The following is a 25390-nucleotide window of genomic DNA, read 5'->3' as shown; positions in this document are numbered from 1 at the left end:
TCACCGCGGAGCGCCAGGCGGCACCTTTACGACCCTCCACGCTCCCCCACCGGCGACCCTCCCGCTCATCCCGTCGCCTGTGACCCGGCCGGAGAAGCGGCGGGTCACCCGCCTCCCGTTCACCCGTTCCGTCAGGGTGAAGTCGATTCGGTCCCCCACCAACCGTCCGCTCACTCCCCCCGGCCCGGTGAAGCGTTGGAAGCGCTGCCGGAGCTGCAGCGTAACCCGGCGTCCCTCCGGGGTGGTGAGCGTCCACCGCCCCGCCACCTGGGCCGGGATCGTCCAGGCGTACACCATCGCCCGGCCAGTGCCCTGGTTCACCCTCACCGCCACGGTGGTCCCCGGCTCCCAGTCGCCCATGTTGAAGGCGTGCGACACCACCCGGGTGCCAGGGCGCAGTTGCTGGAACATCTTGGGCCGGAGCTCCAGGTTCAGGCGGGGGAGGAGGTACAGCGTGACGATGCTCGCGGGGCGAAGGTCGGTCTCGAACAGATCCTGCTGGCGAAGCGCACGCGGTCCTGCACGCCGCGCCTGCGGACACTGGCGGTGGCCTCCTCCACCCGCACCGGGTTCAGGTCCACTCCCCCACGGGTGCTAAATCGCAGCACGCCGGGCCAGACGTGCGCAGCGCACAAACCTCTTGACGACAGCCTGTGCTGAAATCATCAATTAGGTGAGCCCGTTGGCTTCACTCCCCTCCGCACCTCAGAAGCACCATGCGTCGATTTCGGAGCGCGTGGCCTGTGGCAGCTTTTCTCGCCGTCGTGTGCTTGGTCGTGCTCTTCGCCGGCCGCGGCATCTCGGCGAACGGACTACGTGTCCCCACCGATCACGCACAGCTTGGGTATGCGCGCGAGCTGAGCGGCAGATCCGTCAGATTCGTGACGGCGGATACGGCCGTCGTCCTTCTCTTTACGACTGCGGAATGCGTTGCGTGCCTGATCGGTGGGGAGCGTTTCCGTCACATTCATGACGTGCTCACAAGATCTGGGGTGGCCTTCCGAACCGTAGTCGGCAGTCCCACCGCCGGTGCGATGAAGTTCCGGCCGCTCATCCCGGGAGAGATCGTAGTGGATTCGGCACAGGCATACTTTCGGATGCACAACATCAAGGTGACGCCGGCAATCGTCGTACTCGGGGGCACTGGAACCCGCATCGCGGAGTGGGCGCCCGTGCCCCTCGACCCCACGTTGCCCAACCAGATTCTGTCGCACCTCGAGTCCGCCGGTTCGACGCGCGACACGGACTTGCCGATGACACGTGACGGAACATAGTCCCTGGCCAGAGGACGAATCCCCCAACAACGAGGCGACAATGTTACTACTGCTTATCAAGAGAGCACGAACGAAAATGGTTGCGGCGCTCGCCACTGCCCTCCTCCTTCTGACAACGTCCGCCGGAGATCTGAAGGCCGATGAAGGCGGATGCGGCTGGGCTTGCATCAGCACATTCGGTCTGGTCCACGTGCATGACGGAGAAGTGCATTACTACGCAGGTTGCGTTACGGAAGGGAACAACGTGTACTGCTACTACGGCGTGCTGTTGAGCTAGACATCCACGGCTCTCCTGGCCAGGGGCTGCCCTTTACTTGGAGGTTACATCACCCATGCAAAGACTCCTCATCGTCGCCGGTCTGATTACCGCTTGCGTGGCGTGCGATCGATCGGCGCGCTTAGGCACCGAACTCCCACACCCTTCGCAAGCAGGAGTTGATCTCCTCGCACAGCAGGAGCGGCACCTGGTGCACATCGACGGGTCCGGGGTGACCGCTTCTGGCGCCGTGTTGGGTGTGGTGATCGCTGCCCGGCTGACGGAGAATGGTGCGCACATTGTGGTACTCGACGCCGTGCCCCCTCACGTGAAGGTTTTCGACCGCAGCGGGACGCTGCGCCACAGTTTTCTTGGGCAGGGTGGCGGCCCGGGCGAAGCGCGGTTTCCAGTGACCCTGGCGACCTCCGGCGACACCGCGATCCTGGTTGCAGATGGCCAGCGGCGTGTACAGCAGTTTGACCTGGCTGGGAAGCTTCAACACGTCTTTACGGCTGATTTCCTGCCCCTTGCGGCGGGTGAGGCATGTGGCGAATGGCGGTTGTACGGCCCGCGCGTGCAGGGTGCAGGTGCTGCACCGTTGTGGCTCCACCGGGTGCGTTTTGCGCACGGCCGTCCGGAGGTGCAGAGCCTGTACCGGGACTCGATGCCGGCCAGCGGAATCGCGATGGGCACGCCCTATGGTTTCATTGCACACCACCAGGGCACGCTGGTTCGGCACAACCTCGCGACCGTTCCCCTGCTACTCGAGTGGCCGTGTGGCGACAGTGGGCCGCATTCGGTTTCGATCCCGGATCCGTTCCGTGCGCCACCGCCGACACTTCAGCGTGGCCCGGGTGCCGCACATGTGAAGCCGGGAGCTCGTGCCCAGGCCGGCATTGCAACGATGCGCAATGGTTTGGTGCTCGCCGATCTTGTACACTCCGGAGCAAACGATGGCTACACCGATCTTCTACTCATGCAGGATGGGTCTCACGCGAGGGCGTCGGTGCCGGGGGCAGTAACGCTCCGTGACAGCAAGCCCGGAGTGGGCGTGCTCATCCATACAGAGGAACCGGAGCCGCAGGTGTTTCTGGTCAGCGAACAAGAATTTCTACGGATGTTCGGCAGGCAGAGCGCACGGCGGTAGCCCTTCTCCGCGAGGCGAAAGGATTATGCAGCACAGCCGCTCGCGGGAGCGTTCGCCACTTCTTGTGCTTGGCGTTGGGGGCGCGGGGTGCCGGGCTGCGCGTGCCCTGATCCAGTCTGGCTTTTCCGGTGCGGACGTCGCACTCGCAGACACTTCCGTGCCTGCACACGTGCCTCCACTGCTCGGTTCAGAGACGCCCATTTTGCTCCAACGGGCCGAGCCCGACGAAGGGAGCAGGGATCCGCCTGTTGCTTCGAGCGGGTGCCGGGAGGCGCTGCAGACAACGTTCGCCAGACGGACCACCGTATTGATCCTTGCGGGCTTGGGCGGCCGAACCGCCAACCAGTTCAGCCCCCTCGCGGCACAACTCGCTCGGGAGGGCGATGCTTTGACAGCTGCAGTTGTGACACTGCCATTCTCGCTGATGGAAGGCAGCCTCCGCACTGGATCAGCCTCTGCCGCTCTGTCGCGGTTGGCCGCTCACTGCCATTCCACAATCGTTATTCATCATGATTCGTTGTTGCCGTCGCCAGGCCATGCCCTGCCGCATGCCGCGCTCGCTGTAGCCGACGATTACCAGCGCGTAGTTGCCGAAGCGGTTTCCGACCTCAGCGAAGGACGGGCTCGACTGCTCTCCGAGCGTGTCACCGGCAGGGAACTCCTGGAAAACGCAGGACTCGGAAGCGCACTCGTACGTGAGTGCATCGGAGAGAGCTTCGTGGCGTCGGTCACCAGCGTGCTCGCGTCGGTCGCTGAAGCTCCGCTGATGAAGCCCGGCGGCGTGTTGATTCTGCTGGTGCGAGGCGCTGAAACGCCGGAGCTGGATGAACTTGAGCGGTACCGAGCGCTTCTGGAACTCCGGTTCTCCGGTGAGCGCGCGATCCTGGGATGGACTCCGGCTAGTGGCCGCTCGGAACAACGATCGATAACGGCAATGATGTTTCCCGGTCGTGGCCCGCGAGCCTAGCCGGTTGGGGGGGACGCGCCGGCCGGTCCGATGGGAGAGCCAGTGCGGAAGGATGCAACGCACTGCCCGTGGTTCACGTGTCATTCGGCCTACAGTTGTCGGGCCCTCGCGGATTGTTTCGCGCGTGCTCGTAGTCATTCACTCACCGCGGAGCACCGGGCGGTACCTTCACTGCCCTCCACGCTCCCCCACCGGCGACCCGCCCGCTCATCCCGTCGCCGGTGACGCGGCCGGAGAAGCGGCGGGTCACCGTCCTTCCGTTCACCCGTTCCGTCAGGGTGAAGTCGATCCGCTCCCCGACCAGTCGTCCGCTCACTCCCCCCGGCCCGGTGAAGCGTTGGTAGCGCTGCCGGAGCTGCAGCGCAACCCGGCGTCCCTCCGGAGTGGTAAGCGTCCACCTCCCCGCCACCTGCGCCGGGATGGTCCAGGCGTACACCATCGCCCGGCCGGTGCCCTGGTTCACCCGCACCGCCACGGTGGTGTCCGGCTCCCAGTCGCCCATGTCGAAGGCGTGCGACACCACCCGGGTGCCGGGGCGCAGCTGCTGGAACATCTTGGGCCGGAGCTCCAGGTTGACGCGGGGGAGGAGGTACAGGGTGACGATGCTCGCCGGGCGAAGGTCGGTATCGAACAGATCCTGCTGGCGAAAGCGCACGCGGTCCTGCACCCCGCGCCGGCGGGCGTTGGCGATGGCTTCCTCCACCCGCACCGGGTTCAGGTCCACCCCCACCCCCCGCGTGCCGAAGCGCCGCGCCGCCTCGATCACGATGCGCCCATCCCCGGAGCCCAGGTCGTACAGCACGTCGCTGCGGGTGGGGTTGGCGAGCGCGAGCATCACCGCGACCACCTCGGGCGGTGTGGGGACGTAGGGAACGTCCAGCCCGGGCGGCTGCTGCGCTGCCAGGGGGAGTGCGACGAGCGCCGTGACGGCGCCCCAGCAAAGTCGAGCGGCGGTGTGCACCGGTGTTCCTTCCTGAGAAAGTGGCGAAGCCGGAAGATACGTCCCCGGGTGAGCCCGCGGCTACCGTTCGCCGCCCAAGCTCCGCCATCCGCCTACGCCGACTCCACCGACCCGCTGTTTCACCGCGACTACCTCGGCATCCGCCCGTGTGACGCTCCTCTGCCGAGAAGACGCAGAGCCCGTGGGCATCGCGACCCGCGGACGCGGAAACCCGGCGGGTGTCGCCGGGTAGACGAGCGCCGGCCGCAGACTCCGTGCGGCCCTTCCGCAGGCGAACCCCCGGATGCCAGAGGCACCATGCAGGGCCTTCTCCGCGGTACCGTACTCTGCTTCTCCCTCGCGCTGAGCCGCCCCGCGGGCGCCCAGCCTGCCAACGCGCCGCCCCCCGACACCGCGCACCTTCGGCAGGGCCTCGCCGCCGCGCTGGGCAGCGACTTCGAGCTCGTCCGCACCGAGTTGCACTCCGGCCTCCGGGAGCGCGGGGGCATCTTCTGGCTGGCGCACGTCCGCCCGCTCCGGAGCGGCGACTACGATCTTCGCTACGTGCACGAGTACCGCGACCGTGTGCGGCCGCAGGATCCGCTCTATACGCACGTGGAGCACACCACCGGCTTTTCCGTGGGCGAGGCTGGGTGCGCACGGCGGGCAGAGGGCGCACCGCCTGCCTGGGTGACGTGATCGTGATTCCCGTGATGGCGGGAGACGGCAGAGGACCGCTCGGCGGGCATATCTTCGAAGCAAGGCGCCGAGGAGACGCCGGTGCGTGGCAGCGGTCGGCCGAGCCGGCGCCGGACGGCGACCGCGCGGCCACGACGCTCAATCCCGCCGCGCCGCACCTGCGCTACCTGGGTGCGCGCCTCGACGAGATGCCGCACCGCAGCTTGGGCGAGACGGTGGAGGTGCATGCCGTCTTCGAGGCGGTCGCCCCGGGCGCGCTGGAGCTCTCCGTTGGAGGCGTCGCGGTGCCGGTGGTGATCGTTGCGCGCGGCACCCCGGTCACGGTCCTGCTGGAGAACGAGCGCATCCGCGAATACCACCAGGAAGCCGGTTTCGCATCCCACACCGGCAGCCAGTATTCCACCGACGTGCTCCTCCTGCAGCCGGGCGACCGGGTGACCCTCCCGGTTTTCAGGCGGACCATCCGCGGGAGCGACTTCAGCGTGGAGGAGAAGGAGGCATTCCGCCGCTCGCCGCCCGAGATTGCCGCCCGGCCGTTCCGCGTGGATCGCGAGAGGCGGTTCAATGCCTTCATCGCGGATCACCTCCCGGCCGGCCGCTGACACGCCGAATGCCGTGCGGCAGCGGCAGTCTGCCCAAGGTCAGGGTGATGTACTTCCCTGCCGGAAACCGCACCAAAGACGTGGTGTACAATCGCGGCGCCCACCGAGGCTCTCGGTCCGTCGCCGGCGAGAGACTGTGTTCAACAGCGATCCGCAAATCGATAGGAGAAGGTACCGCGCATGACGCTGCTCACCCACGCTTCGCGCGCCCTGGCGCTACTGCTCGTCGCCGGCGGGCTCGCCGCCTGCGATCCACTGCTGGACAGCATCTTCGACCCGTACGAGGGACCCGACCCGTCTTCGCAGCCGCTGACGGACGAACGCGTGGTCCTTCGTGCGACCGAAATGGTGATCAACGGCGCGCCGCAGCACTATTATTTGGACAGGCTGCAGTTCCTGGAACGCGCGGACTCGTCGAACATCGACCGCATCGTAATCGGGTTGCCGGGTGGCCTGCAGGGCACCATCGATTCGCTGGATATCCGGCGGGGCGACACGCTGGTGGTTTCGACCAGGTACCAGGGGATCGGCTATTCGCGGGGGCTGGAGGCGTACATCCCCAACTGGGCGGCCAACCGGTACAAGGAAGACTATCCCGTGGCCCTGCACACCTTGCTCGCCATCGAGAAGATCGGCCCGGCCGCCAGCAGCAGCACGGCGGCGGTGAACCGGCAGCAACCCGGCGTTCTGCGAGCGTCCTTCGCCTCCGGCGCGGCTCCGTAACAGGGTCCCGCCGCCGCCCTCGGGCGGCCGGCCACAAATCTTGGTCGACTCGGCTCCCGGTGCGCGACGTGCATCGGGAGCCGCACGCGTCTGGGCCGGCCGGAGCGCCGGCCCCGCTGAGCGGAACCTGGGGGTCGACCAGGTCCGAGCTCGGCCCTTCCCGGGGCGGAACCACGCGCCGGCCCCGCTGGTACTCTCGACGACACGAGAGCCCCCGATGCACTTCCTTCCCGCACCATTCTGACCCGCCCGGAATGTCACGGCGCCACCTGTCCAGCAGCCTCCTCGTCGCGCCGTTCTCCAGCGTGTTCATGCGCCGCTCGGTGGCGTACTGGGTGCTGCTGCACATGATGCGCGTCGTCATCATGGCGTTCGCCGGCAGCATGGGAGGGCGGGCGCTCGACCCGGCCGACCTGCTCCCCGGCGGCGAATCCGCTGATCGTGGTGCTGGTGGCCGGCCTGGGGATGCTGCAGGCGCGGCGCAGCGACGAGGACCTGTTCCTGGCCAACCTCGGCTACGGCTGGCTGACGATCGCCGCCTACCTGCTCGCGCCCGCGGCGGCGCTGGAAGCCGCGTGCACCGTCGCCCGGTTCGGCTGGCCCATGCTGGCCGCGTACGTGGGCCTGCCGCTGGCGGGGCTCAGCGCCGTGTTCGGCGCGTGAGCGTCACGGCGGACCCCATCCTCAGCGCCGACTCCATCGGCAAGCGGTTCGGGGAGCGGAAGGTGCTCTCCGCGGCCACGCTGCACGCCGACCGCGGCGTGGTGACCGCGCTCGTGGGGCGGAACGGCTCGGGAAAGAGCACGCTGCTGCGCATCATGGCGGGGCTGATGGCGCCCGACCACGGCCACCTGCGCTTCCGCGGCCAGGTGTACACGCGCACCACCTGCCCCGCCTGGCCCGCGAGGGGCTGTTCCTGCTCCCCGCGGACCGGTCCATCCTGGTCCGCACGCTCATCTTTCGCCAGCAGCTTGCCGCAATGCGGAGGCGCTTCGCCCTGCCTGACGGCGACCAGGTGCTGGAGGAGCTCAAGATCACCCACCTGCTGGACCAATCGCCTGACAGCTACTCGGGAGGCGAGCGGCGGCGCGCCGAACTGGCGCTGGCCGTCATCCGCGCCCCCGCGTGCCTGCTGGCGGACGAGCCGTTCCTGGGGATCACTCCGGCGGACACGGACGTGTTCATCGCCGTGTTCCGCAGGCTGGCCGGCTGCGGAACGGCCATCGTGGTCACCGGGCACGAGGTGCCCTTCATCCTGTCCGTCGCGGACCGCGTCACATGGATCAACGGCGGCACCACGCGCCCGCTCGGCGATCTGGAATCCGCGCAACGCGACTGGCTCTTTCGCCGCGAATACCTCGGGATCGGCGCCGTGTGACGCGTCTTGCAGCGCATGACGCTCCCCAGATCAGCGCCCCCGCGGAAACGCTGGTGCTCCGTCCCTCCGCCGACTACGTTCGGTTGTTCCCCCATCAGCCGCCCGCGTCAGGTCCGCCCGCCCGTCCTGCCGCATCTTGCGACCCTAGCGCCTCGCCCATGTCACAGAGCTTTGTCGAAGTCGTCATCCTCGCGGTCATCAGCCTCCTGGTCACGTTCGTGGTGTTCAGATGGCTGGAGTCGCACGCGGAAGGCCAGTCGGAGCTCATGGGGGGAACGATCAAGTACGGTGGCGCGCTTGCCGGCTTCGTGCTCGTTTTCTGGCTCACCTCGCACGCCTACGAGCGCACGCGACAACAGGAAGACAGCACGGAGATCGAGCTTGCGGGCGAATACCGAGTTGAACTGGTGCAAAGCAATGGGGAAAAGTGGATGGGAACGGCCACCATTCGCCAGCGCGGCAAAGACTCGCGATTCGACATCACGGGTGATGTCGAGAGTCCAGGCACGCCGCTGTCGATCTCCTTTCATACGGTGGAAGGCGTGCTGCATGGCCGGCGTCTGATCTGGTTGTACGAAAACGAGGAGCGTGAGGTAGGGCTGGCGCTCGGCGACATCCAGTCGGACAGGCCGGCCCGCATCCTCCTGACCTACTCCGACGTGTCGGACACCGACAGCAACTCCGACCCGCATGGAAGGTTGATCTTCACACGAGTGGAAGCAAAATGATCCCGGATCGTATCGCGCGCCTGGCCTGGGACCTCGCGGCGCGGACGGAAGCGCGGGGTACGTTCCGGTGTGCGTTGAGGTGCACCCCGCGCAGGCGCCGCCCATGAAGCCGAACCGCCGCAGGATCATTCTGTACGTGGCCGGCATCCTCGCCGCGGTCGTGGTGCCGGTCGCCGGCGCCTTCCTGCTCGCGTTCCTTGGACCCGCGCCCTACCTGCTGAACGAGGACGGCCTGGGACCCGAGTGGTCATCGCCGCGGCAGTATCCCGATGGCTCCACCGTTTCCGTGACCGCATTCCCGAGCTCCGCGGCGGCGGTCCACGAAGCCGAGTCCATCAGCCAGTCCCTCCCCACGAGTTCCACCTCGCAAACGATGAACGTGGTGCGCTACACGCGCGCCGACGATCAGCGGCGTGGATTGCTGCTGCCGGTGGATCGCCGGCTCGTGCAGGTAGAGGCGGCGGACGACCGCGCGGTCGACGAGCGGCTCCGCGCCCTTCCGTTCATCCGCGAGAATCCCGAGAAGAACCTGATGTGGCTCCTCTTCACGGACCACACGGGCGTGGCCCTCTCCGGGCTGGGCTTGTACATCCTGGGGCTCGGCGTCTTCATGGCCCGGGGCGCCAGCTGGGCGGCGGAGATCGCGCCCGCGGCCCGCACCCCGCCCGTGGCCGTGGATACGCTCCGCTCGCGCATCCTGGCCCTGAACGACCTGGACCTGCCGTTCCACGTCCGCGAGGAATCCAACCGGCTGGTCGCGGAGTGGCGCATCGCGGATGCCCGGTGGGTCGGGCTGATGGAGGCCGGTGGCCTTCGCGACGTCCACAGGATCTACATGGAACTGGACCCGGACGGCCACGGGGTGCGGAGCCTGGACGAGCGTCGAACCGTTTCGTGGAGCGCCGGCATCGCCCGCCTGGGCGGCTCGTTCTCGTTCTTTCGCGGCATCTCGTTCTTCGAGTACAGCCGCGGGGTCATGATGGGAGTGTTCTTTCGGGATGGCCGCTGGACGATGAAGGCATACGACTACCGCTTCGTCCTTTCGGAGATGAAGGCGCCGCTCGTGCAGGCGATCGTCGGCAGTGGCTGGAGGTTCACCCCCGTGGTCACGCTCTCCCGTTCTCTCTCGCGAGTGCTGGGGTAGCCCGCTCCTCCTCGACCACCTCCTTCGGCGCCGGAGAGACGCATGGGGAATCTCGGATGGCTGTACAGGGCGGTGGATGGGGACCCGGCCCACATCGTGGACTTCCTGCGCTGGCTCGCCGGGCACCGGGGGCTCGCCGATCCCGTCCGCGTGCTGGACGTCGGCGCCGGCGTGGGGCGGATGGTGGGGCCGCTCTCCGCACTGGGGTGGCGGGTGACGGCCACCGAGCCCGATCCGGAGTACCGCCATCTGCTGGAAGCCGCCGCGGCCCACGTAGGCGCCACCGTCACCCCGGAGGCGTTCAACGACCTGGCGCACGACCATGAGTTCACGCTCGCCATCGCCGTCAACAGCGCCTTCGCGCACGTGCTCACGCCCGCCGACCGGGCGGACGCGTTCCAAAAACTCCACGCGGCGCTCGAACCCGGCGGCGTTCTCCTGCTCGATCTGCCGAACTTCCCGTGGATCCTCAGGAACTACCGCGCTCCCGAAGAGGTGGTGACGCAGGCGGACGGAAAGCAGGTTCGCCTTCTTCACCATCACACGGTGGACTTCCACGAGGCCACGTTTACGACCGACCAGGAGTACACGATCGCGGAGCCGGATCGACGGGAGGAAAAGGCGTGGAAGCGGCACGTGTACGCGATGACGACCCTGCCCGACCTCCTTCACCTGATGCGCGGGGCCGGATTCGGCGAGTTCGAGGTCCACGCCAGCTATGCGTCGCGCAGGGCGGAACGCCTGGATGGGCGGCGGATGATCGTCACGGCCCGCCGGATCGGGTGACACGCGACCGACTCACGTCCACGCCATCCAGGACCAGGATCGATCGCGCACCATGATGATTTCCGATCGAGCTGATCGGCGTTATCTATCCACCGCGACGAATGCCTCCCACACCGGGTGCTCCCGCCGTCAGCATTCGGACGCCTTTCTCCCACCGCAAGCTCCCTGATGAACGCGCAACGTCTGGTTCTCCCGCCTGGCCATCCGCTGCATCCGGTGGTGCAATCCATCTGGGCCGTGCAGGCCGGCCAGGGCGATGCCGGGTACGCCGGGGAGACCATCCTGCCCAAGGGGATCGTAGACATCATCTTCGACCTGCACGGCACCGCGTACTCGGTCGTTCGCGGCGGCAAGGCGTTCATCGCCGCGGCGGAGCGCATTCGGATCACCGGCGTGCAGACCACCGCCCTCACCGCCGTCCCCTCCTCCGGCTTGCACCTGCTGGGCGTCTGCGTGCGAGCGGAATGGGCGGCCGCCCTGCTCGCCCTGCCGTTGAGCGAGGCGACGGACGTGTGGGTGGAGGGACGGCTGGTGCTGGAGGGCGCGGAAGAGGTGTGGGAGCGGCTGTGCGAGGCACCGGATTTCGCGGCGCGCTGCGCGATCGTGGTCCCCTGGCTGACGGCCCGTCTGCGGCCCCGGCCCGAGGCGGGGCTGCTGGCGCACGCCTGCCGCGCGATGGCTGATCCGCGGGCGCGGTTCGCCGACGAGGGCGGGGTGCGCATAGTGGCCAAATCGCTTTACGTGTCCGAGCGCCACCTCCGGCGCCTGTTCCTGGACCGCGTGGGTGTGAGCCCGTCCAGCTACCTGCGGCTGAGCCGCTTCGTGAGGGCGATGCACCTGCTGGAGGGCCGCGGGTCGCTGACCCGGGTGGCGCACGCGGCCGGGTACTACGACCAGGCCCACTTCTGTCGCGACTTCAAGGTGCTGGGCGGCATCACGCCGTCACAGTACCGGGATGCAAAGGGGCCCGTTACGGGGCACGTGTTCATGGCGCAGATGTCCGATTGATACAATCGCATGCGGTGAGAGACGGGTATCCTGGTGCACGGCCGCCGGCGGATGCCCGGCGACGGAACCCGTCTCTCCACGATCGAACGCTTCCATGACGACACGCCACCGTATCGGCGACCTGCTGCTGACCATCACCCTCCTGCTCGGCGCCGTGTTCCTGGGCGGCACGGTGTACCAGATGCTGGTGATCAACCCGGAGTGGGGCGGCGCCCTTCCCGCGTCACTGCCCGCTTTCTTCGGTGGATCGCAATGGGCCGCGGCCATGGCGCGGTTCTGGACTCATCCCCTGCTGGGCACCTTTCCGCTGTTCCTGGTGGGCGCACTCGTCGCCCTCTGGCCGCACCGTCCGGCTCGCCTGTGGCTGGGGGCGAGCCTCGGTCTCTTCCTGGTGGTGACCCTCTGGACGGGATCGTACTTCATCCCGGAGATCGAGCCGCTGATGGTGAAGGCCGGCGCGGGGCTCACACCGGAGCAGATCACGGAACGCGCGGGCGCATGGCTTTTTTGGGACCGCATCCGTTTCCTGCTGATCATCGCCGCATATCTGGCGAGCCTGCGAGCGTATCGTCACTCTGCGCCGGCTCGGCCGACGGCGGCGGCATAGGCGCCGGGCACCCGCCGACAGCAGCTGCGGCGGGAGCAGTTGCCGGAAACGCTTTCCTTCCCGTGCCGGACGGGCTATCGTGCGGACAATCCGAGGTTTCCCCGCCGACAAGGAGGCCGCCCATGGCCCGCCGTCCACACAGCATCCCGCTCGCCGCAGTCGCGTTCGCGCTCGTCATCGCCCTTCCCGCCGCCGCGCAGGACCACGCGCATGCCGCGCACCCCAGCGGCATCGGAAAGGTGGAGTTCCCCACGTCGTGCGCGCCGCCGGCCCAGGCGCACTTCGAGCGCGGCGTGGCGATGCTGCACTCGTTCTGGTTCGATGCCGCGGAGCGCGAGTTCCAGCAGGCGGCCGCCGCCGACGCGCGGTGCCCCATGCCGCACTGGGGCACGGCCATGACCCTGCTGGGCAACCTGTTCACCGCCATCCCGCCCTCGCCCGCGAACCTGGCCCGGGGACTGGAGGCCGCCCAGCGATCAACCGAGCTCGCCGCCGGCGCGACGCACCGCGAGCAGATGTATGCGCGTGCCGCCCTGGCGCTGTACGCGGATCACCCGACGACGCCGTTCCGCGCCCGGCTCCAGGCGCACGAGGCGGCGATGCGCAGCCTGCACGAGGCCCACCCGGAGGATGACGAGGCCGCGATCTTCCTGGCGCGCGCCTTCATCGCCAACGCCCCGCCGACGGACCTGCAGTACACGAAGCAGCTCGCAGCCGCCGCCATCCTGGAGCCGCTCTTCCGCGATCGTCCGGACCATCCCGGGCTCGCCCACTACACCATCCACGCGTTCGACGCCCCGCCCATCGCGCAGCGGGCGCTGGACGCCGCGCGCCGCTACGCGGGCGTTGCGCCCGACGCGCCGCATGCGCTGCACATGCCCTCGCACATCTTCACGCGACTGGGCTACTGGGACGAGTCCATCGAGACCAATCGCCGCTCCGCCGCCGCCGAGGCCGACAGCAACGCGGCCGTCCACCCGATGGACTACCTGGTGTACGCGTACCTCCAGCAGGGCCGCGACCGCGAGGCCGCGCGGGTGGTGGAGCGCGCGGTGCAGAACCCCGACCGCTTCTACGGCGCCGGGATCACCAGCTACAACTTCAGCGCGATGCAGGCGCGGCTGGCGCTGGAGCGGGGACGGTGGACGGAAGCGGCGCAGCTGATGGTGCCCGCGTCGGCGCCGGCGTACGTGAGGGCCATCCGGCTGTTCGCCCGCGGCATCGGCGCGGCGCGCGCCGGCTCGCCCCGCGACGCGGCGGAGTCCGTGCAGGCGCTGGCCCTGCTCGCCGACAGCCTCACGGCCGCGGGAGAATCGTACTGGTCCACCGCCGTCGGGGCGCAGCGTCTGGCCGCCGAGGCCTGGATCGTCCATGCCGGCGGCGACCGCGAACGGGCGCTCCAGCTGGCACGGCAGGCGGCGGAGCTGGAGGAAACGGTGGAGAAGCACCCGGTGATGCCGGGCCCGCTGCTCCCCGCGCGCGAGCTGCAGGCCGACCTGCTGCTGGAAGTCGGCCGCCCGGCGGACGCGCTGGCGGCGTACCGCGAGACGCTGCGCCGCGAGCCCAACCGGGCGCGCGCCCTGTACGGCGCCGCGCGCGCCGCCCAGGCGTCGGGTGAGCGCGACGCGGCGGCGGACTACTACCGCCAGCTGCTGGCCTTGATGGCCAAGGCCGACCCGGACCGGCCGGACGCGGCGGCCGCGCGGGCTTTCCTCGCGCGCCGCTGACGCCCGACCACGGAAGATCGACGCGAGAGGCGGCCTCGGACACCCGGGACCGCCTCTCGCGTTTTGAGCGCCATCATCCGTCCAACCTTCCCGCGAAATCCGGTAAACCACACGCGCCTATCGACCGACGGCGCTCGGCACCTGGCCCGCCGCAGGATCAAACCTTTCCCGCCCCGCCCGTATCCAACCACGCGGACACCCCTCCCCCACCCACCGAGAGGCCCCGCGTGAAGCGCTCCATCCTGCTCGTCCTCCTGGCCGCGTGCTCGCGGAACCCGCACCCCGCGTCCGTGCCGTCCGGCGGCGGGAACGTGATCGCCATCACGCACGTGAACGTCATTCCCATGACGAGCGACACCGTGCTGGGCGACATGACGGTGATCGTCCGCGGGGAGCGCATCGAGGCGATCGGGCGCGCGGGGCGGACGGCCGTGCCGGCCGGGGCGCGGGTGATCGACGGGCGCGGCCGATACCTGATCCCGGGGCTGGTGGACGCGCACATCCACCTGAGCAACCGCGCGGACATCGACAGCGTGGTTGCCGCCGTGCTCCTGGCGAAGGGCGTCACCACCGCCATCGAGCTCGGCGGGATGGGGCTTCCGGGCGATTCGGCCCGGCTCCAGCTGCGCACGGCCATCAACGCCGGCCATCGGCCCGGGCCCACGCTGTACATCGCGCGCGCCCAGGCCAATGACTCCACGATGACGCGCGAGGGCGGAATGCGGCGGGTGGAGCAGGACCACGCCGCGGGCTACGACCTGATGAAGGTGTACAACCGCCTCTCCGTCGAAGGCTACCGCGGCATCACCCTGCGCGCGCACCAGCTGGGGATGCCCGTCGTGGGCCACGTGGTGCGCCCGGCCGGGCTGGAGGCCACGCTGGGCTCGGGCCAGCGCGGGATCGTGCACATGGAAGAGTTCCTGTACCAGTACTTCGGGTTCCGCAGCTCCGACACGCTGACCGCACAGGACGCAAAGCTGGACACCGCCGTCGTCTCGTACTTCGCGCGCATCACCGCCGAGGCGGGAACGTACGTGACGCCAACGTTCGTCACCTACCAGGCCATGATCGCCCACGCGGAAGACCTGGACCGCGAGCTTGCGCGTCCCGAGGTGCGGTACATCCCCGCCACGCTGTACAACGCGGCGTGGATCCGCGAAAAGAACGAGCGGTCCCTGATGTTCGCGCACCCCCGGCGGCTTCATCACCTGCGAGCCGGGCTGCACTACCAGCGGCTGCTGCTGCAGGCCATGCACCGCGAAGGCGTGCCTCTGCTGGTGGGGACCGACGCGCCCGTCGCCGGCGCGGTGCCCGGCTTTTCGGTGCACCACGAGCTGCAGAACCTGGTGGAGCTGGGGCTGTCGCCCTACGAAGCGCTTTCCGCGGGGACGCGCAACGCCGCGGCGTACCTGCGCAAGGACGACTTCGGCACGGTGGAGGCGGGCAGGCGCGCGGACCTGCTACTGCTTTCGTCGAACCCGCTGGACGACATCAGGAACACGCGGGCGATCGCCGGGGTGATGGCCCGCGGGCGGTGGTTCGACGAGGGCGCCCTGGCGGCCCTGCTCGCCCGCAGCGCGCGGTAGGCGGGCGGTAGGGCGGGCATGCCTTGGGAGCCCCCTCCCCCCGGCCCCCGTCCCCCGCTGCGCAGGGGAGGGGGAGAGCTGAACCGCGCTCCGGCTGGCCTCGCGCACTCGACTGGCTCCCTTCCCCCGCGGCCCTTTGCGGGGGAAGGGTTGGGGGTGGGGGGCGCCGGCCCGAGCACCGGACCCGGCCCCCCACGCATCGACTCTGGTGTGTACACCCTCTCCCACGCTGTTTGTGGGAGAGGGTGGACGAGCATAAGCGAGGACGGGTGAGGGCCCCACGGCAGCCGAGGCCCTAGGATTGATGACCGCTGCCGCGCGCCAGGCTTGTACGGTTCCGCGGCAAGATCCTTCAGCCGGCAAAGTCCTGCGGGCGGGCTGGTCCAGCGCGCCTGGGCCTCACAGGATGACAGAGTTCGTCCGGCCGGCCGCTCTTGCGCGCGCTCCCCTTCCCGATGAGCTTGCGGAGAGCCCGAACCCTCCACGCCTGCCCCATGCGCCCGCCGATCTCCGTCATCCCCCGGCTCCTCCTGGCCGCCCTGGCGCTGCTCTTCGCGGGGCAGGCGCAGGCGCAGGGGCGTCCAGCGCGGCTGGATGTGGTCGTGGCGGACAGCCTGCAGCGCCCCGTTCCCGGCACGCGCATCGTGGTGAGCGGATCACCCGTGCCGGGCACGACGGACAGCGCGGGGAACGCCACCGTGCAGCCGATCACCCCCGGTTCGCGCCTGGTGAGCATCCGCCATCCGGGCTTCCGCGAAGAACGCGCGCTTCTCGACTTCGCCCCCGGCGCCACCATCGCCATCCGCGTGGTGCTGACCCCCGAACCGCTGGCGCTGGACACCGTCGTCGCGACGGCCGAGCGGTTCGTGCTGCGCCTGCACCAGAACGGCTTCTACAAGCGGCGGCAGCAGGGGCTGGGCAGGTTCCTGGACCGCCAGGACGTCGCCCGGGCGGAACGCATCGGCGGCAGCCTGTGCCCCCTCTTCTACCGTCTCCCGGGCTTCTCCGTCGCCGCGGGAAGTGTGGGTACGCGGTGTGTGGTGCAGTCCAGGCGCGGCCCCGACAGCCTGGGGAGCGGGGCCTGCCAGCCGGCGGTCTACATCGATGGCATGCCGGCCGACATGGATCAGCTCGCGATGCTCCCTCCCGAGCACGTAGAAGCCATCGAGGCGTACGCCGGCGCGGCCGAGGCGCCGACGGAGTACGGCGGATCGTCCGGGTGCGGCGTGATCGTCATCTGGCTGCGACGATCGTAGCGCGCATCCACCTCGCGAACATCACCGATGACATCGTCCATCACCCGCCGCGACCTGCTGAAGCTGGGACTCGCCACGGGCCTGTCGCCCGCGCTGCGCTGGCTGCCGGACCCGCGGTCGTTCACCTTCGCCTTCTTCAGCGACACCCACCTGGGGCTGGAGGGGCGCAACCTGGAGGCGTGCCGCTCGCTGGTGGTGGAGATGGCGGAGCGGGTGCGTCCGACGCTGGCCATCAACGGCGGCGACGTGACCGACTACGGCTGGGCCGGCGAGTACGACGGCTACGACCGGGTGCTGGCGGGGATCGGCTTTCCCGTGCACCACGTGCCCGGCAACCACGACGTGCGCTGGGCCCCGCGGGGGCTGCAGATCTTCCGCGAGCGCGTGGGCGCGCCGTTCCGCTCCTTCGATCACGCCGGCGTCCACTTCGTCCTGCTCGACAGCACCGTTCCCCTTTCGCACTACGGCCACTACGAGACGGCCCAGCTCCGCTGGCTGCAGGCCGACCTGCGCCGCGTGGGCCGGGCCACGCCCGTGATGCTGTTCACCCATCACTGGGTGGGACGCGCGCCGGTGATGGTAGACAACCAGGACGCGCTGTTCCGGGCGATCGAGCCGTACAACGTGAAGCTGGTGTTCAATGGCCACGGCCACTCGGACCTGCTGTGGGAGTGGAACGGCCTCGCGTCCACGATGAACAAGGGGCTGTACCAGGGCTCGTACCAGCGCGTGGACGTGGATGCGCTCGCGGGCGAGGTCCGGCTCTCGCGCCGCACCACCGAACAGCCGGAGCCCCGGCTGATCGCCACCGTTCCGGTGGCCGCCGCGCGCGACAAGCGGCCGGTCTACCCCGTGGGCCTGAACATCGGCGCCGCGGCGGCCCGGGCGGCCGCGGCCGTCCCCGCCCCCGTCGTCCCCCAGCTGGAGCGGCGCTGGGAGCGGCGGCTGACCGGCGGGGTGATGTCGCACCTGCTGCTGGCGGACGGAACGCTGTACGTGAGCGCCATGGATGGATCGGTGAACGCCCTGCGCGCCGCGGACGGAACGCCGCGCTGGAAGGCGCAGACGGAGGGCTACTGCCACTCGTCTCCCGTGCTGGCGGAGGGTCGGATCATCGTGGGAAGCGCGGACGGACAGGTGTACGCCTTCCGCGCCCGCGACGGGCGCCGGCTGTGGGCGCGGCGCACGGGCGGGCCGGTGTACGCCTCCGCCGCCGTGGCCAGGGGCGTGGCGGCCATCGCGTCCGGCGACGGCACGGTGTACGGGCTGAACCTGTCCGACGGCGCGGTGCGATGGACCTTCGCGCTTCCGCCCAGCCCGTCGGCGTTCGCGCAGAGCCCCGCGGGGACGGACGGCGAGCGCTTCTTCATCGGCGCGTGGGACAAGCACGTGTACGCGCTGGACGCGGAGACGGGCGCGCTCGCCTGGCGCCAGCCGGGGACGGAGCGCTCGTTCGCGTACTCGCCGGCCATCGGCGGGCCGGCGGTGGGCGGGGGAACCGTGTACATCCCCGCCAACGGCAACGTGCTCCACGCCTTCGACGCCGCCACCGGGGCGACGCGATGGACGTACACCTCGCCGGGGGACAAGGTGGGCTACTCCTCCCCCGCCCTGGTGGACGGCCGCATCTACATCGGCTGCCTGGGCGAGCGGGGCGAGGTGCGCTGCATCGATGCGGCGGACGGGCGCGAGGTCTGGGTGGCGGCCACCGGCAGCACCATCTACGATTCCAGCCCGGCCGTAGCGGACGGGCTCGTCAGCATCGGCTCGGTGGACGGGAGCCTGTGGGTGATCGCGGCGGACGACGGACGGATCGTGGCCCGTCACCGCCTACCCACGGGACACCTCCTCTCCTCCCCCGCGGCCGGGGACGGCTCGGTGTACGCCGGGTCGTATTCCGACGTGGTCGTGGGCGTCACGCTTCCGCCGCGCACGATCGGCCGCGCGTGATCCGCGGATCCCGGCTCTTTTCCATCTCCTCTCCATCGCACCGATGATCGACCTGCTCGAAATCCCGGGCTTCGTGCCCGACGGCGAACGTGAAGAGCTTCTCGCGGAGCTGCGCGCCATTCCGGGCACCGCCGCCACCGTGCTCAGCCCGGACATGGCCGGGCGGGTGCAGCCGAGCGTCCGCAAGACGACGCGGCTCGCCGTCTCGCCCGAAACGCGGGACCGCATGAAGGAGCGGCTGATGAACGCCACGGACGTGCTGGCGGCCCGCTTCGGCGTGGCGCTCGGCGACTGCGAAGACCCGCAGTTCCTGCGCTACGAAGAGGGCGACTTCTTCGTTCCCCACCAGGACGGAAACACCTCGCTGGTGTACGACGCCTCGCGCTTCCGCCGCGTCTCGACCGTGATCTTCCTGAACGAGCGCTCGGACGAGCCGCGTGAGGGCACGTACGGCGGCGGCCCGCTGGTGCTGCACGGGGACTACCGCACGGATCCCGACCGGCGCGTGGAGGCCCCGGCCGACCCGGGCACCCTCGTGGCCTTTCGCTCGGAGACCACCCACGAGGTTACGCCCGTCACCCACGGCGTGCGCTACACCATCGCCTGCTTCTTCCGCACCGCGGACGCGCCGTGAGCATCTCCGTCGTCGCGGTCAGCCGCTCCGCCCGGCACACGTTCAGAAAGCAGACCGCGGAGGCCATCCACCTGCTGGAAGGACTGGGCGTGGACGGCGACGCGCACATGGGCGTCACCGTCAAGCACCGCTCGCGCGTCCGGGCCGATCCCACACGGCCCAACCTGCGGCAGGTGCACCTGGTGCACGCCGAGCTGCACGACGAGCTTCGCGCCGCGGGGTTTTCCGTGCAGCCGGGCGACATCGGCGAGAACGTCACCACGCGAGGGATCGACCTCCTTGCGCTCTCCACCGGCACCCGGCTCCACCTGGGCGAATCCGCTGTGGTGGAGGTGACCGGGCTGCGGAACCCGTGCGTGCAGCTGGACCGCTTCCAGGCGGGATTGACCGCGGCCTGCCTGGACCGGGACGAGGACGGCGAGCTGGTGCGCAAGGCGGGCGTCATGGCCATCGTGATCGCGGGCGGCGAGGTGCGCCCGGGCGACCCCATTCGCGTGGAGCCGCCGCCCGGGCCGCACCGCCCGCTGGCGCCGGTCTGAAAACCGGGCGGAACCGGGTCCCCGCGATTCGTGTATCGGCCTCATCGGCCCGTCGCCAGGCGTGCGGCGGTGGCGGCCAACTTTCCAGGGAGACGGCATGGTACGCGGCAAGATCTACGGAGACATCACGGAAACGCTCGGGGGGACCCCGCTCATCCAGCTCAACCGCATCGCGGCGGGGCTTCCCGGACGCATCGTGGTGAAGCACGAAGGCTACAATCCCTTCAACAGCGTCAAGGACCGCATCGGCGCGGCCATGGTGGACGACGCCATCGAGCGCGGCATCCTCAGGCCCGGGATGGTGGTGGTGGAGCCCACCAGCGGCAACACGGGGATCGGGGTGGCGTACGCGGCGGTGGCGCGCGGCTTCCGCTGCATCTTCACCATGCCCGAGACCATGACGGTGGAGCGCCGCAACATGCTCCGCGCGCTGGGCTGCAAGGTGGTGCTGACAGAGGGGCCCAAGGGGATGAAGGGTGCCATCGCCCGCGCGGAGGAGATCGCGGGCAGGCTGGGCGGCCGGGCGTGGACGCCGCGGCAGTTCGACAACCCCGCTAATCCGGCCATCCACTACCGCACCACCGGCCCGGAGATCTGGGAAGACACCCAGGGGCAGGTGGACGTGTTCGTGGCGGGCGTGGGCACCGGCGGCACGGCTACGGGCGTCGGCCGCTACCTGCGCGAGCGCAAGCCCGGCGTGCGCATCGTGGTGGTGGAGCCGGCCGAGAGCCCGGTGATCTCCGGCGGGCAGCCCTCGCCCCACAAGCAGCAGGGGATCGGGGCCGGCTTCATCCCCGGCAACCTCGACATGCAGATCTTCGATGAGGTCGTGCAGGTGACCAACGACGACGCCATCGCCACCGCCAGGCGGCTGGCGCGCGACGAGGCCATCTTCGCAGGCATCTCGTCGGGCTCCATCACCTGGGCGGCGCTGCAGATCGCGGCGCGGCCGGAGATGGAGGGCAAGCTGATCGTCTCGGTGATCTGCGACTTCGGCGAGCGGTACCTTTCCAACCCCGTGTACGCCGACCAGCCGGAGCCCGACTTCGGCGAGTTCCAGGACGCGCTCGCTACGGCGGAGCCCGTCCCGGCCTGATCGACCCGCGTTTCCAACGGAATCGGGGCCGGCTGCCAGGTGGCAGCCGGCCCCGCTTCTGTTCGTCGCGGCGTCTCCACCTCGCCCGCAAAGATGTCCGATCGAGAGGACACCCCGTCGGCTCACCACGCAGCCCGAAAATCTGCATCCGATTGCGGATCATCGACTTGCGATTCCGGACCACGATGGAGAAGCGTTTGCCTTTGAAGTCCAGCAGATGCCGGTCCATTTTCGACTTCGATGATCCGAGAGTTCGCCATGAAGATCCGAGCCGCACTCCTGAGCCTGATTGCCGCAATCCTGCTTGCCGCCTGCACCACCACCAGCGCCGTGCTCCTGGGCGGCAGCGGCACCTATCCCGAGCTGAACCCGGCGGAAGTCCGCGTCTTCCTGCGGGAGCGCGACGTCCCCGCCGAGTACGAGCGCATCGCCCTGGTCACGGCCAAGAGCGACGCCGGGTGGACCGACGAAACCGACCTGATCCGCGCGATGCGCAAGCGTGCCGCCAAGCTGGGCGCCAACGCCATCATCATCGGCGACATCAGCGACCCCACCACGCTGGAGCGCGTGGCCGAGGTGCTGACCGACTACGAGCCCCAGCGCCGCGGCCGCGCCGTCGCCATCCGCCTGGCGGAGTGACCGCGAGCACCCTTCCCCTCCCCGATGCGCGCGGACGATCCGCGCGCTGATGGCATAGATCGAAGTACGAACGAGCGGCCCGGGATCCCTCCCGGGCCGCTCGTTTCGCGCTGCGTTCCCGCCCGCGTCCCCATCCGCGCGATCCCGCTCCGCCTCAGGTGCGACGGAGTTTCGTCACGCTCTGGACAGGAGCCCGCGACCGCATTACCCTTCGTTCACTCTGCACTCTTTCGAAGGCGGAACCCATGCTTGGACAGAGGAAGCCGGAGCGGACCGGGATGAACGTGGGGCCGGGTCGGTTCACCGACGAACAGATTCGGGCCGCAATCGAGGCCGTGATGAAGAAGTGGCCGATCCGCCCAGAAGAAATGGAGTGGTCGCGCAGGCCCAAGCGCCGCTCGTGCATCGCGCGGCATCGGGGGCTGCTCAGGAAATCTCCCGTAGCGTACAAACGGAACCCGTTTCTGAACTGCCCGTCCTCGGCACTTCCACTCCGGACGAGGCCGCGCGTACATTCAACGCGCAGCCACCTTCACGGAGCGGGAAAGATGCCGAGAAAGCTCACCATTACCCTGGATGACGCCGTGTACGAAGGACTGCATCGGGTAGTCGGCACTCGCAAGATCAGCCGGTTCATCGAGAACCTCGTCCGGCCCCACGTTACAGGGGCCGACGACCTCGAAGCCAGTTATGCCGCGATGGCGGCCGACGAGGAAAGCGAGGCAGAAGCACTTGAATGGGCGAACGGCCTGATCGGGGACGTGGCCGATGAACCGGGGTGAGGTCTTCTGGGTCGAGTTCGGTCCCACGATCGGAGGTGAGATCCAGAAGCGCCGGCCGGCGATCATCGTCAGCAACGACGTCTCCAACCGCGTTCTCAACCGTGTCCAGGTGGTACCACTCACAAGTGCGGTCAGCCGCGTGTCGAGAGGCGAGGCCCTGGTCGCACTGAATGGCGAGCAGCGCAAGGCGCTTGCGTCACAACTCACCACCGCAGCAAAGGAACGGTTGCTCAACCGGGCGGGCAGACTGACGGCCGCGGACCTGAAGCGGGTAGAAGCCGCTCTCCGCCTCCAGCTCGACCTCTAAAGCCCGTCACCGGCCGTCGTCCGCGGCCCAGGCGCGGGTGGCGCTCAGGGCGCGGCGCCAGCCGGCCAGCAGGGCCGCGCGGGCGGATTGGTCGACCGACGGCGTGAACACGGACTCCTCGGGCCGCGCGGCGTGGAAGTCGTCCGGCGTGGCCCAGACCCCGGTCGCCAGGCCCGCGAGCCCGGCGGCGCCGCGCGCCGTCATCTCCACCATCGCCGGGCGGCGCACGGGGGTGCCCAGCACGTCGGCCTGGAACTGCATCAGCCAGTCGTTGGCGGTGGCGCCGCCGTCCACGCGCAGCTCGGGAAGGCTCACCCCCGCGTCGCCCTCCATGGCCGCGGCCACGTCCAGCGTGGAGTACGCCATGGCCTCGAGCGCCGCGCGGGCCAGGTGCGCCCGCGTGCTCCCACGCGTGAGCCCCACGATGGTCCCGCGTGCCCCCGGCTCCCAGTGCGGCGCGCCCAGCCCGGTGAACGCCGGGACGAAGTACACCCCGTCGTTCGATTCCAGCGAGCGGGCCAGCGCTTCCGTCTCCCCCGCCTCGTTCAGGATCCCCAGGCCGTCGCGCAGCCACTGCACGGCCGCGCCCGCGATGAAGATGGAGCCCTCCAGCGCATACGCCCGCTCGCCACGCGGCCCGCAGGCGGCGGTGGTCAGCAGGCCGTGCTTCGATGCCACCGGCCGGTCGCCCGTGTGGACGAGGAGAAAGGCGCCGGTGCCGTAGGTGTTCTTCCCTTCCCCGGGCGACCAGCACCCGTGCCCGTACAGCGCCGACTGCTGGTCGCCCGCGATGCCCGCCACGGGAATCTCCGCGCCCAGCGCATCGCCCGAGGTGGAGCCGTAGACCTCCGACGAGGGACGGATCTCCGGCAGCACCGCGGCGGGAATGCCGAACAGCTCCAGCATCGCGGGGTCCCACGCGCCCGTCTCCAGGTTGTACAGCAGGGTGCGCGAGGCGTTGGTGGGGTCCGTCAGGTGCAGGCGCCCGCCGGTAAGGTTCCACACCAGCCACGAATCGATCGTCCCCGCCGCCAGCTCGCCCGCCTCGGCGCGGCGGCGTGCATCCGGCACGTTGTCCAGCAGCCAGCGCAGCTTGGTGGCGCTGAAGTAGGGGTCGATCACCAGCCCGGTCGTCGCGCGCACCCGGGCCTCGTGCCCCGCCTCCTTGAGCGCGCGGCAGGTGTCCGCTGTCCGTCCGTCCTGCCACACCAGCGCGCGGTGCACCGGCTGCCCCGTGGTGCGGTCCCACAGGACGATGGTTTCGCGCTGGTTGGTGATGCCGACGCCGCGCACCCCCTCCAGCCCGATGCCGGCGTGCTCGGCCGCCACCCGCGCCACCCGCCGGGTGACCTCCCAGATCTCGCCCGCGTCGTGCTCCACCCAGCCGGGCCGCGGAAAGTGCTGGGTGAACTCGCTGTACGCACGCCCGCGCACCTGGCCGTCGGCGTCGAGGATCAGGCAGGTGGAGCCGGTGGTGCCCTGGTCAATGGCGAGGATCATCGGGAGGCGTGGTCTGGTGTGGACGGCGAGCCGGAGCGGCGAATCTACATCCCCCGTACGCAAAAAGGCGAGCCGCCGTGAAAGACCACGGCGGCTCGCCCTCGTTCAACCCTCCCGGTGCTGCGTCAGACGGCGGTGCGCGCCCGCGGCCGGTTGCTGTGCGAGGGGGCGGCCTGCGTCTTCTTGGTGGGCTGGTGCGGCCACTTCTGCTCGATGAAGTAGAGCACCGGCGACGCCACGAAGATGGACGAGAACGTACCGATGGCGATGCCCAGGATCAGCACCAGGGCGAAGTCGCGGATCACCGGGCCGCCGAACAGGAACAGCGACACCAGCGTCACCAGCGTACCCGAGGCGGTGAGCACCGTGCGGGGCAGCGTCTCGTTGATGGCGCGGTTCAGCAGATCCATGTAGCTCATGCCGTGGCGCGGCTTGGCCAGGCTCTCGCGGATGCGGTCGAACACCACGATGGTGTCGTTCAGCGAGTAGCCCACGATGGTCAGGAACGCCGCCACCGTGCCCAGCGACACCTCGGACCGCATGATCGCCAGGAGGCCCAGCGTGATCAGAATGTCGTGCCCGGTGGCCGCGATGGCCGCCACGCCGAACCGCCACTCGAAGCGGATGGCCAGGTAGATCAGCGTCACCGCGAACGAGAGCAGGATGGCCATCAGCGCCCGGTACTGCAGCTCGTCGCCCACCTTGGCGCCCACCGACTCGGTGCGGGACACCGTATAGGAGTTGGCCGGGAACTTCGAGGCCAGCGCCTGCTGCACGTCCTGCGCGGCGGTGCGGCCCACCTCGGCCTTGAACTCCTTGCGGATCACCACGTCGCGAGGGCCGCCGAACTCGCTGATCTCCCACCCCGCGTGCCCCGCGCCGCGGGCGGCGGCGCGGATCTGGTCGATCTCCACCGGCTGGTTGAACTTCAGGTGCACCAGGGTGCCGCCGCGGAAGTCCACGCCGTAGTTGAGCCACGACCCGATCTGCTGCACGTTGAGCAGCATGGCCCCCAGGCTGGCCGCGAACAGGATCGCCGTGACGATGTAGGCGCGGCGCCGCACCTGCATGATCGGGAAGTTCGCGTTCTGAAAGATGCGCATGTCAGTATTCTC

27 protein-coding genes and 1 pseudogene are annotated in these 25390 nt (G+C 69.6%); 24 read left to right on the top strand and 4 right to left on the bottom strand.

Translation table 11 applies throughout. The features are described 5' to 3' along the window. Complete coding sequence (locus VGB24_RS03130) at positions 1 to 411, bottom strand: hypothetical protein (RefSeq protein WP_331071498.1); 411 nt, start codon at positions 409 to 411, stop codon at positions 1 to 3. A gap of 332 nt (positions 412 to 743) precedes the next feature. Between VGB24_RS03130 and VGB24_RS03125 the strand changes: the two genes are divergently transcribed. The 3 genes from VGB24_RS03125 to VGB24_RS03115 all read left to right on the top strand — a co-directional run bounded on the left by VGB24_RS03125 (position 744) and on the right by VGB24_RS03115 (position 3644). Then, the gene (locus VGB24_RS03125) at positions 744 to 1274 is read left to right on the top strand and encodes a hypothetical protein (RefSeq protein ID WP_331071497.1); all 531 of its coding nucleotides are present in this window, start codon (positions 744 to 746) and stop codon (positions 1272 to 1274) included. 467 nt (positions 1275 to 1741) lie between these two features. Next, positions 1742 to 2677, top strand: coding sequence for a hypothetical protein (locus VGB24_RS03120; RefSeq protein ID WP_331071496.1), 936 nt, complete (start codon positions 1742 to 1744; stop codon positions 2675 to 2677). Between the two features lie 25 nt (positions 2678 to 2702). Next, entirely contained in the window at positions 2703 to 3644 is a 942-nt protein-coding gene (locus VGB24_RS03115) for a hypothetical protein (RefSeq protein ID WP_331071495.1), read from the top strand. Between the two features lie 142 nt (positions 3645 to 3786). Here VGB24_RS03115 and VGB24_RS03110 read toward each other — a convergent pair whose 3' ends face one another. Continuing rightward, on the bottom strand, positions 3787 to 4605 hold the full coding sequence (locus tag VGB24_RS03110) for a class I SAM-dependent methyltransferase (RefSeq protein WP_331071494.1): 819 nt from the start codon (positions 4603 to 4605) through the stop codon (positions 3787 to 3789). Positions 4606 to 4902: 297 nt separating this feature from the next. Between VGB24_RS03110 and VGB24_RS03105 the strand changes: the two genes are divergently transcribed. From VGB24_RS03105 to VGB24_RS03010, 21 genes and pseudogenes are all read left to right on the top strand, one after another. After that, on the top strand, positions 4903 to 5283 hold the full coding sequence (locus tag VGB24_RS03105; protein ID WP_331071493.1) for a hypothetical protein: 381 nt from the start codon (positions 4903 to 4905) through the stop codon (positions 5281 to 5283). A gap of 14 nt (positions 5284 to 5297) precedes the next feature. Beyond that, positions 5298 to 5885, top strand: a complete 588-nt coding sequence (locus tag VGB24_RS03100) for a hypothetical protein (protein WP_331071492.1) — start codon at positions 5298 to 5300, stop codon at positions 5883 to 5885. Positions 5886 to 6065: 180 nt separating this feature from the next. Beyond that, positions 6066 to 6608, top strand: a complete 543-nt coding sequence (locus VGB24_RS03095) for a hypothetical protein (protein WP_331071491.1) — start codon at positions 6066 to 6068, stop codon at positions 6606 to 6608. A 444-nt stretch (positions 6609 to 7052) separates the two neighbouring features. Beyond that, a complete protein-coding gene (locus tag VGB24_RS03090; protein ID WP_331071490.1) occupies positions 7053 to 7271 on the top strand; it encodes a hypothetical protein in 219 nt (72 codons plus the stop codon). Next, a pseudogene (locus VGB24_RS25300) lies at positions 7184 to 7495 on the top strand (ATP-binding cassette domain-containing protein); the annotation flags it as partial. The gene VGB24_RS03090 and the pseudogene VGB24_RS25300, both read left to right, overlap by 88 nt. Positions 7496 to 7587: 92 nt before the next feature. Next, on the top strand, positions 7588 to 7986 hold the full coding sequence (locus VGB24_RS03085) for an ATP-binding cassette domain-containing protein (protein WP_331071489.1): 399 nt from the start codon (positions 7588 to 7590) through the stop codon (positions 7984 to 7986). Between the two features lie 158 nt (positions 7987 to 8144). Further along, positions 8145 to 8714: a hypothetical protein gene (locus VGB24_RS03080; RefSeq protein WP_331071488.1), complete on the top strand. Its 570-nt coding sequence runs from the start codon at positions 8145 to 8147 to the stop codon at positions 8712 to 8714. A 103-nt stretch (positions 8715 to 8817) separates the two neighbouring features. Next, positions 8818 to 9858, top strand: coding sequence for a hypothetical protein (locus VGB24_RS03075; protein ID WP_331071487.1), 1041 nt, complete (start codon positions 8818 to 8820; stop codon positions 9856 to 9858). A gap of 42 nt (positions 9859 to 9900) precedes the next feature. Next, positions 9901 to 10644 carry a class I SAM-dependent methyltransferase gene (locus VGB24_RS03070; RefSeq protein ID WP_331071486.1) on the top strand — a complete coding sequence of 248 codons (744 nt, stop codon included), beginning with the start codon at positions 9901 to 9903 and terminating at the stop codon, positions 10642 to 10644. 168 nt (positions 10645 to 10812) lie between these two features. Then, positions 10813 to 11652, top strand: a complete 840-nt coding sequence (locus VGB24_RS03065) for a helix-turn-helix transcriptional regulator (protein ID WP_331071485.1) — start codon at positions 10813 to 10815, stop codon at positions 11650 to 11652. Between the two features lie 94 nt (positions 11653 to 11746). Beyond that, positions 11747 to 12259 carry a hypothetical protein gene (locus VGB24_RS03060; protein WP_331071484.1) on the top strand — a complete coding sequence of 171 codons (513 nt, stop codon included), beginning with the start codon at positions 11747 to 11749 and terminating at the stop codon, positions 12257 to 12259. Between the two features lie 122 nt (positions 12260 to 12381). Then, the gene (locus tag VGB24_RS03055) at positions 12382 to 13986 is read left to right on the top strand and encodes a hypothetical protein (RefSeq protein ID WP_331071483.1); all 1605 of its coding nucleotides are present in this window, start codon (positions 12382 to 12384) and stop codon (positions 13984 to 13986) included. Between the two features lie 227 nt (positions 13987 to 14213). Continuing rightward, complete coding sequence (locus VGB24_RS03050; RefSeq protein ID WP_331071482.1) at positions 14214 to 15572, top strand: amidohydrolase family protein; 1359 nt, start codon at positions 14214 to 14216, stop codon at positions 15570 to 15572. Positions 15573 to 16066: 494 nt separating this feature from the next. Beyond that, positions 16067 to 16828 (top strand): TonB-dependent receptor, encoded by a 762-nt coding sequence (locus tag VGB24_RS03045; RefSeq protein WP_331071481.1) that lies wholly within the window; start codon positions 16067 to 16069, stop codon positions 16826 to 16828. Between the two features lie 27 nt (positions 16829 to 16855). Continuing rightward, positions 16856 to 18778, top strand: a complete 1923-nt coding sequence (locus tag VGB24_RS03040) for a PQQ-binding-like beta-propeller repeat protein (RefSeq protein WP_331071480.1) — start codon at positions 16856 to 16858, stop codon at positions 18776 to 18778. 43 nt (positions 18779 to 18821) lie between these two features. Continuing rightward, positions 18822 to 19412: a 2OG-Fe(II) oxygenase gene (locus tag VGB24_RS03035; protein ID WP_331071479.1), complete on the top strand. Its 591-nt coding sequence runs from the start codon at positions 18822 to 18824 to the stop codon at positions 19410 to 19412. Between the two features lie 2 nt (positions 19413 to 19414). Next, positions 19415 to 19951, top strand: a complete 537-nt coding sequence (locus VGB24_RS03030; RefSeq protein ID WP_414676701.1) for an MOSC domain-containing protein — start codon at positions 19415 to 19417, stop codon at positions 19949 to 19951. A 97-nt stretch (positions 19952 to 20048) separates the two neighbouring features. Further along, positions 20049 to 21047: a cysteine synthase A gene (cysK, locus tag VGB24_RS03025; RefSeq protein WP_331071477.1), complete on the top strand. Its 999-nt coding sequence runs from the start codon at positions 20049 to 20051 to the stop codon at positions 21045 to 21047. Positions 21048 to 21305: 258 nt separating this feature from the next. Further along, on the top strand, positions 21306 to 21686 hold the full coding sequence (locus VGB24_RS03020) for a hypothetical protein (RefSeq protein ID WP_331071476.1): 381 nt from the start codon (positions 21306 to 21308) through the stop codon (positions 21684 to 21686). A gap of 548 nt (positions 21687 to 22234) precedes the next feature. After that, a complete protein-coding gene (locus tag VGB24_RS03015; protein WP_331071475.1) occupies positions 22235 to 22468 on the top strand; it encodes a hypothetical protein in 234 nt (77 codons plus the stop codon). Then, positions 22455 to 22775: a type II toxin-antitoxin system PemK/MazF family toxin gene (locus VGB24_RS03010; RefSeq protein WP_331071474.1), complete on the top strand. Its 321-nt coding sequence runs from the start codon at positions 22455 to 22457 to the stop codon at positions 22773 to 22775. The genes VGB24_RS03015 and VGB24_RS03010 overlap by 14 nt, the downstream gene beginning before the upstream one ends. A gap of 6 nt (positions 22776 to 22781) precedes the next feature. Here the strand turns inward: VGB24_RS03010 and glpK are convergent, their stop codons facing one another. Together glpK and secF are read right to left on the bottom strand one after the other, a co-directional pair. Then, positions 22782 to 24275: a glycerol kinase GlpK gene (glpK, locus tag VGB24_RS03005; protein ID WP_331071473.1), complete on the bottom strand. Its 1494-nt coding sequence runs from the start codon at positions 24273 to 24275 to the stop codon at positions 22782 to 22784. Between the two features lie 125 nt (positions 24276 to 24400). After that, complete coding sequence (secF, locus tag VGB24_RS03000) at positions 24401 to 25378, bottom strand: protein translocase subunit SecF (protein WP_331071472.1); 978 nt, start codon at positions 25376 to 25378, stop codon at positions 24401 to 24403. Positions 25379 to 25390 lie beyond the last annotated feature (12 nt).

Source organism: Longimicrobium sp., from assembly GCF_036399935.1.
GTDB lineage: Bacteria > Gemmatimonadota > Gemmatimonadetes > Longimicrobiales > Longimicrobiaceae > Longimicrobium.
This window is presented reverse-complemented; position numbering and strand designations above follow the sequence as displayed.

Bases quoted from the DNA above. Each gene is read 5' to 3' on its own strand.
- VGB24_RS03040 (WP_331071480.1), top strand. From the start codon at position 16,856: ATGACATCGTCCATCACCCGCCGCGACCTGCTGAAGCTGGGACTCGCC.
- VGB24_RS03080 (WP_331071488.1), top strand. From the start codon at position 8,145: ATGTCACAGAGCTTTGTCGAAGTCGTCATCCTCGCGGTCATCAGCCTC.
- VGB24_RS03020 (WP_331071476.1), top strand. From the start codon at position 21,306: ATGAAGATCCGAGCCGCACTCCTGAGCCTGATTGCCGCAATCCTGCTT.
- VGB24_RS03060 (WP_331071484.1), top strand. From the start codon at position 11,747: ATGACGACACGCCACCGTATCGGCGACCTGCTGCTGACCATCACCCTC.
- VGB24_RS03070 (WP_331071486.1), top strand. From the start codon at position 9,901: ATGGGGAATCTCGGATGGCTGTACAGGGCGGTGGATGGGGACCCGGCC.
- VGB24_RS03130 (WP_331071498.1), bottom strand. From the start codon at position 411: ATGTTCCAGCAACTGCGCCCTGGCACCCGGGTGGTGTCGCACGCCTTC.
- VGB24_RS03100 (WP_331071492.1), top strand. From the start codon at position 5,298: ATGGCGGGAGACGGCAGAGGACCGCTCGGCGGGCATATCTTCGAAGCA.
- VGB24_RS03105 (WP_331071493.1), top strand. From the start codon at position 4,903: ATGCAGGGCCTTCTCCGCGGTACCGTACTCTGCTTCTCCCTCGCGCTG.
- cysK (WP_331071477.1), top strand. From the start codon at position 20,049: ATGGTACGCGGCAAGATCTACGGAGACATCACGGAAACGCTCGGGGGG.
- VGB24_RS03055 (WP_331071483.1), top strand. From the start codon at position 12,382: ATGGCCCGCCGTCCACACAGCATCCCGCTCGCCGCAGTCGCGTTCGCG.
- VGB24_RS03035 (WP_331071479.1), top strand. From the start codon at position 18,822: ATGATCGACCTGCTCGAAATCCCGGGCTTCGTGCCCGACGGCGAACGT.
- glpK (WP_331071473.1), bottom strand. From the start codon at position 24,275: ATGATCCTCGCCATTGACCAGGGCACCACCGGCTCCACCTGCCTGATC.
- VGB24_RS03075 (WP_331071487.1), top strand. From the start codon at position 8,818: ATGAAGCCGAACCGCCGCAGGATCATTCTGTACGTGGCCGGCATCCTC.
- VGB24_RS03065 (WP_331071485.1), top strand. From the start codon at position 10,813: ATGAACGCGCAACGTCTGGTTCTCCCGCCTGGCCATCCGCTGCATCCG.
- VGB24_RS03115 (WP_331071495.1), top strand. From the start codon at position 2,703: ATGCAGCACAGCCGCTCGCGGGAGCGTTCGCCACTTCTTGTGCTTGGC.
- VGB24_RS03045 (WP_331071481.1), top strand. From the start codon at position 16,067: ATGCGCCCGCCGATCTCCGTCATCCCCCGGCTCCTCCTGGCCGCCCTG.
- VGB24_RS03010 (WP_331071474.1), top strand. From the start codon at position 22,455: ATGAACCGGGGTGAGGTCTTCTGGGTCGAGTTCGGTCCCACGATCGGA.
- VGB24_RS03085 (WP_331071489.1), top strand. From the start codon at position 7,588: ATGCGGAGGCGCTTCGCCCTGCCTGACGGCGACCAGGTGCTGGAGGAG.
- VGB24_RS03015 (WP_331071475.1), top strand. From the start codon at position 22,235: ATGCCGAGAAAGCTCACCATTACCCTGGATGACGCCGTGTACGAAGGA.
- VGB24_RS03095 (WP_331071491.1), top strand. From the start codon at position 6,066: ATGACGCTGCTCACCCACGCTTCGCGCGCCCTGGCGCTACTGCTCGTC.
- secF (WP_331071472.1), bottom strand. From the start codon at position 25,378: ATGCGCATCTTTCAGAACGCGAACTTCCCGATCATGCAGGTGCGGCGC.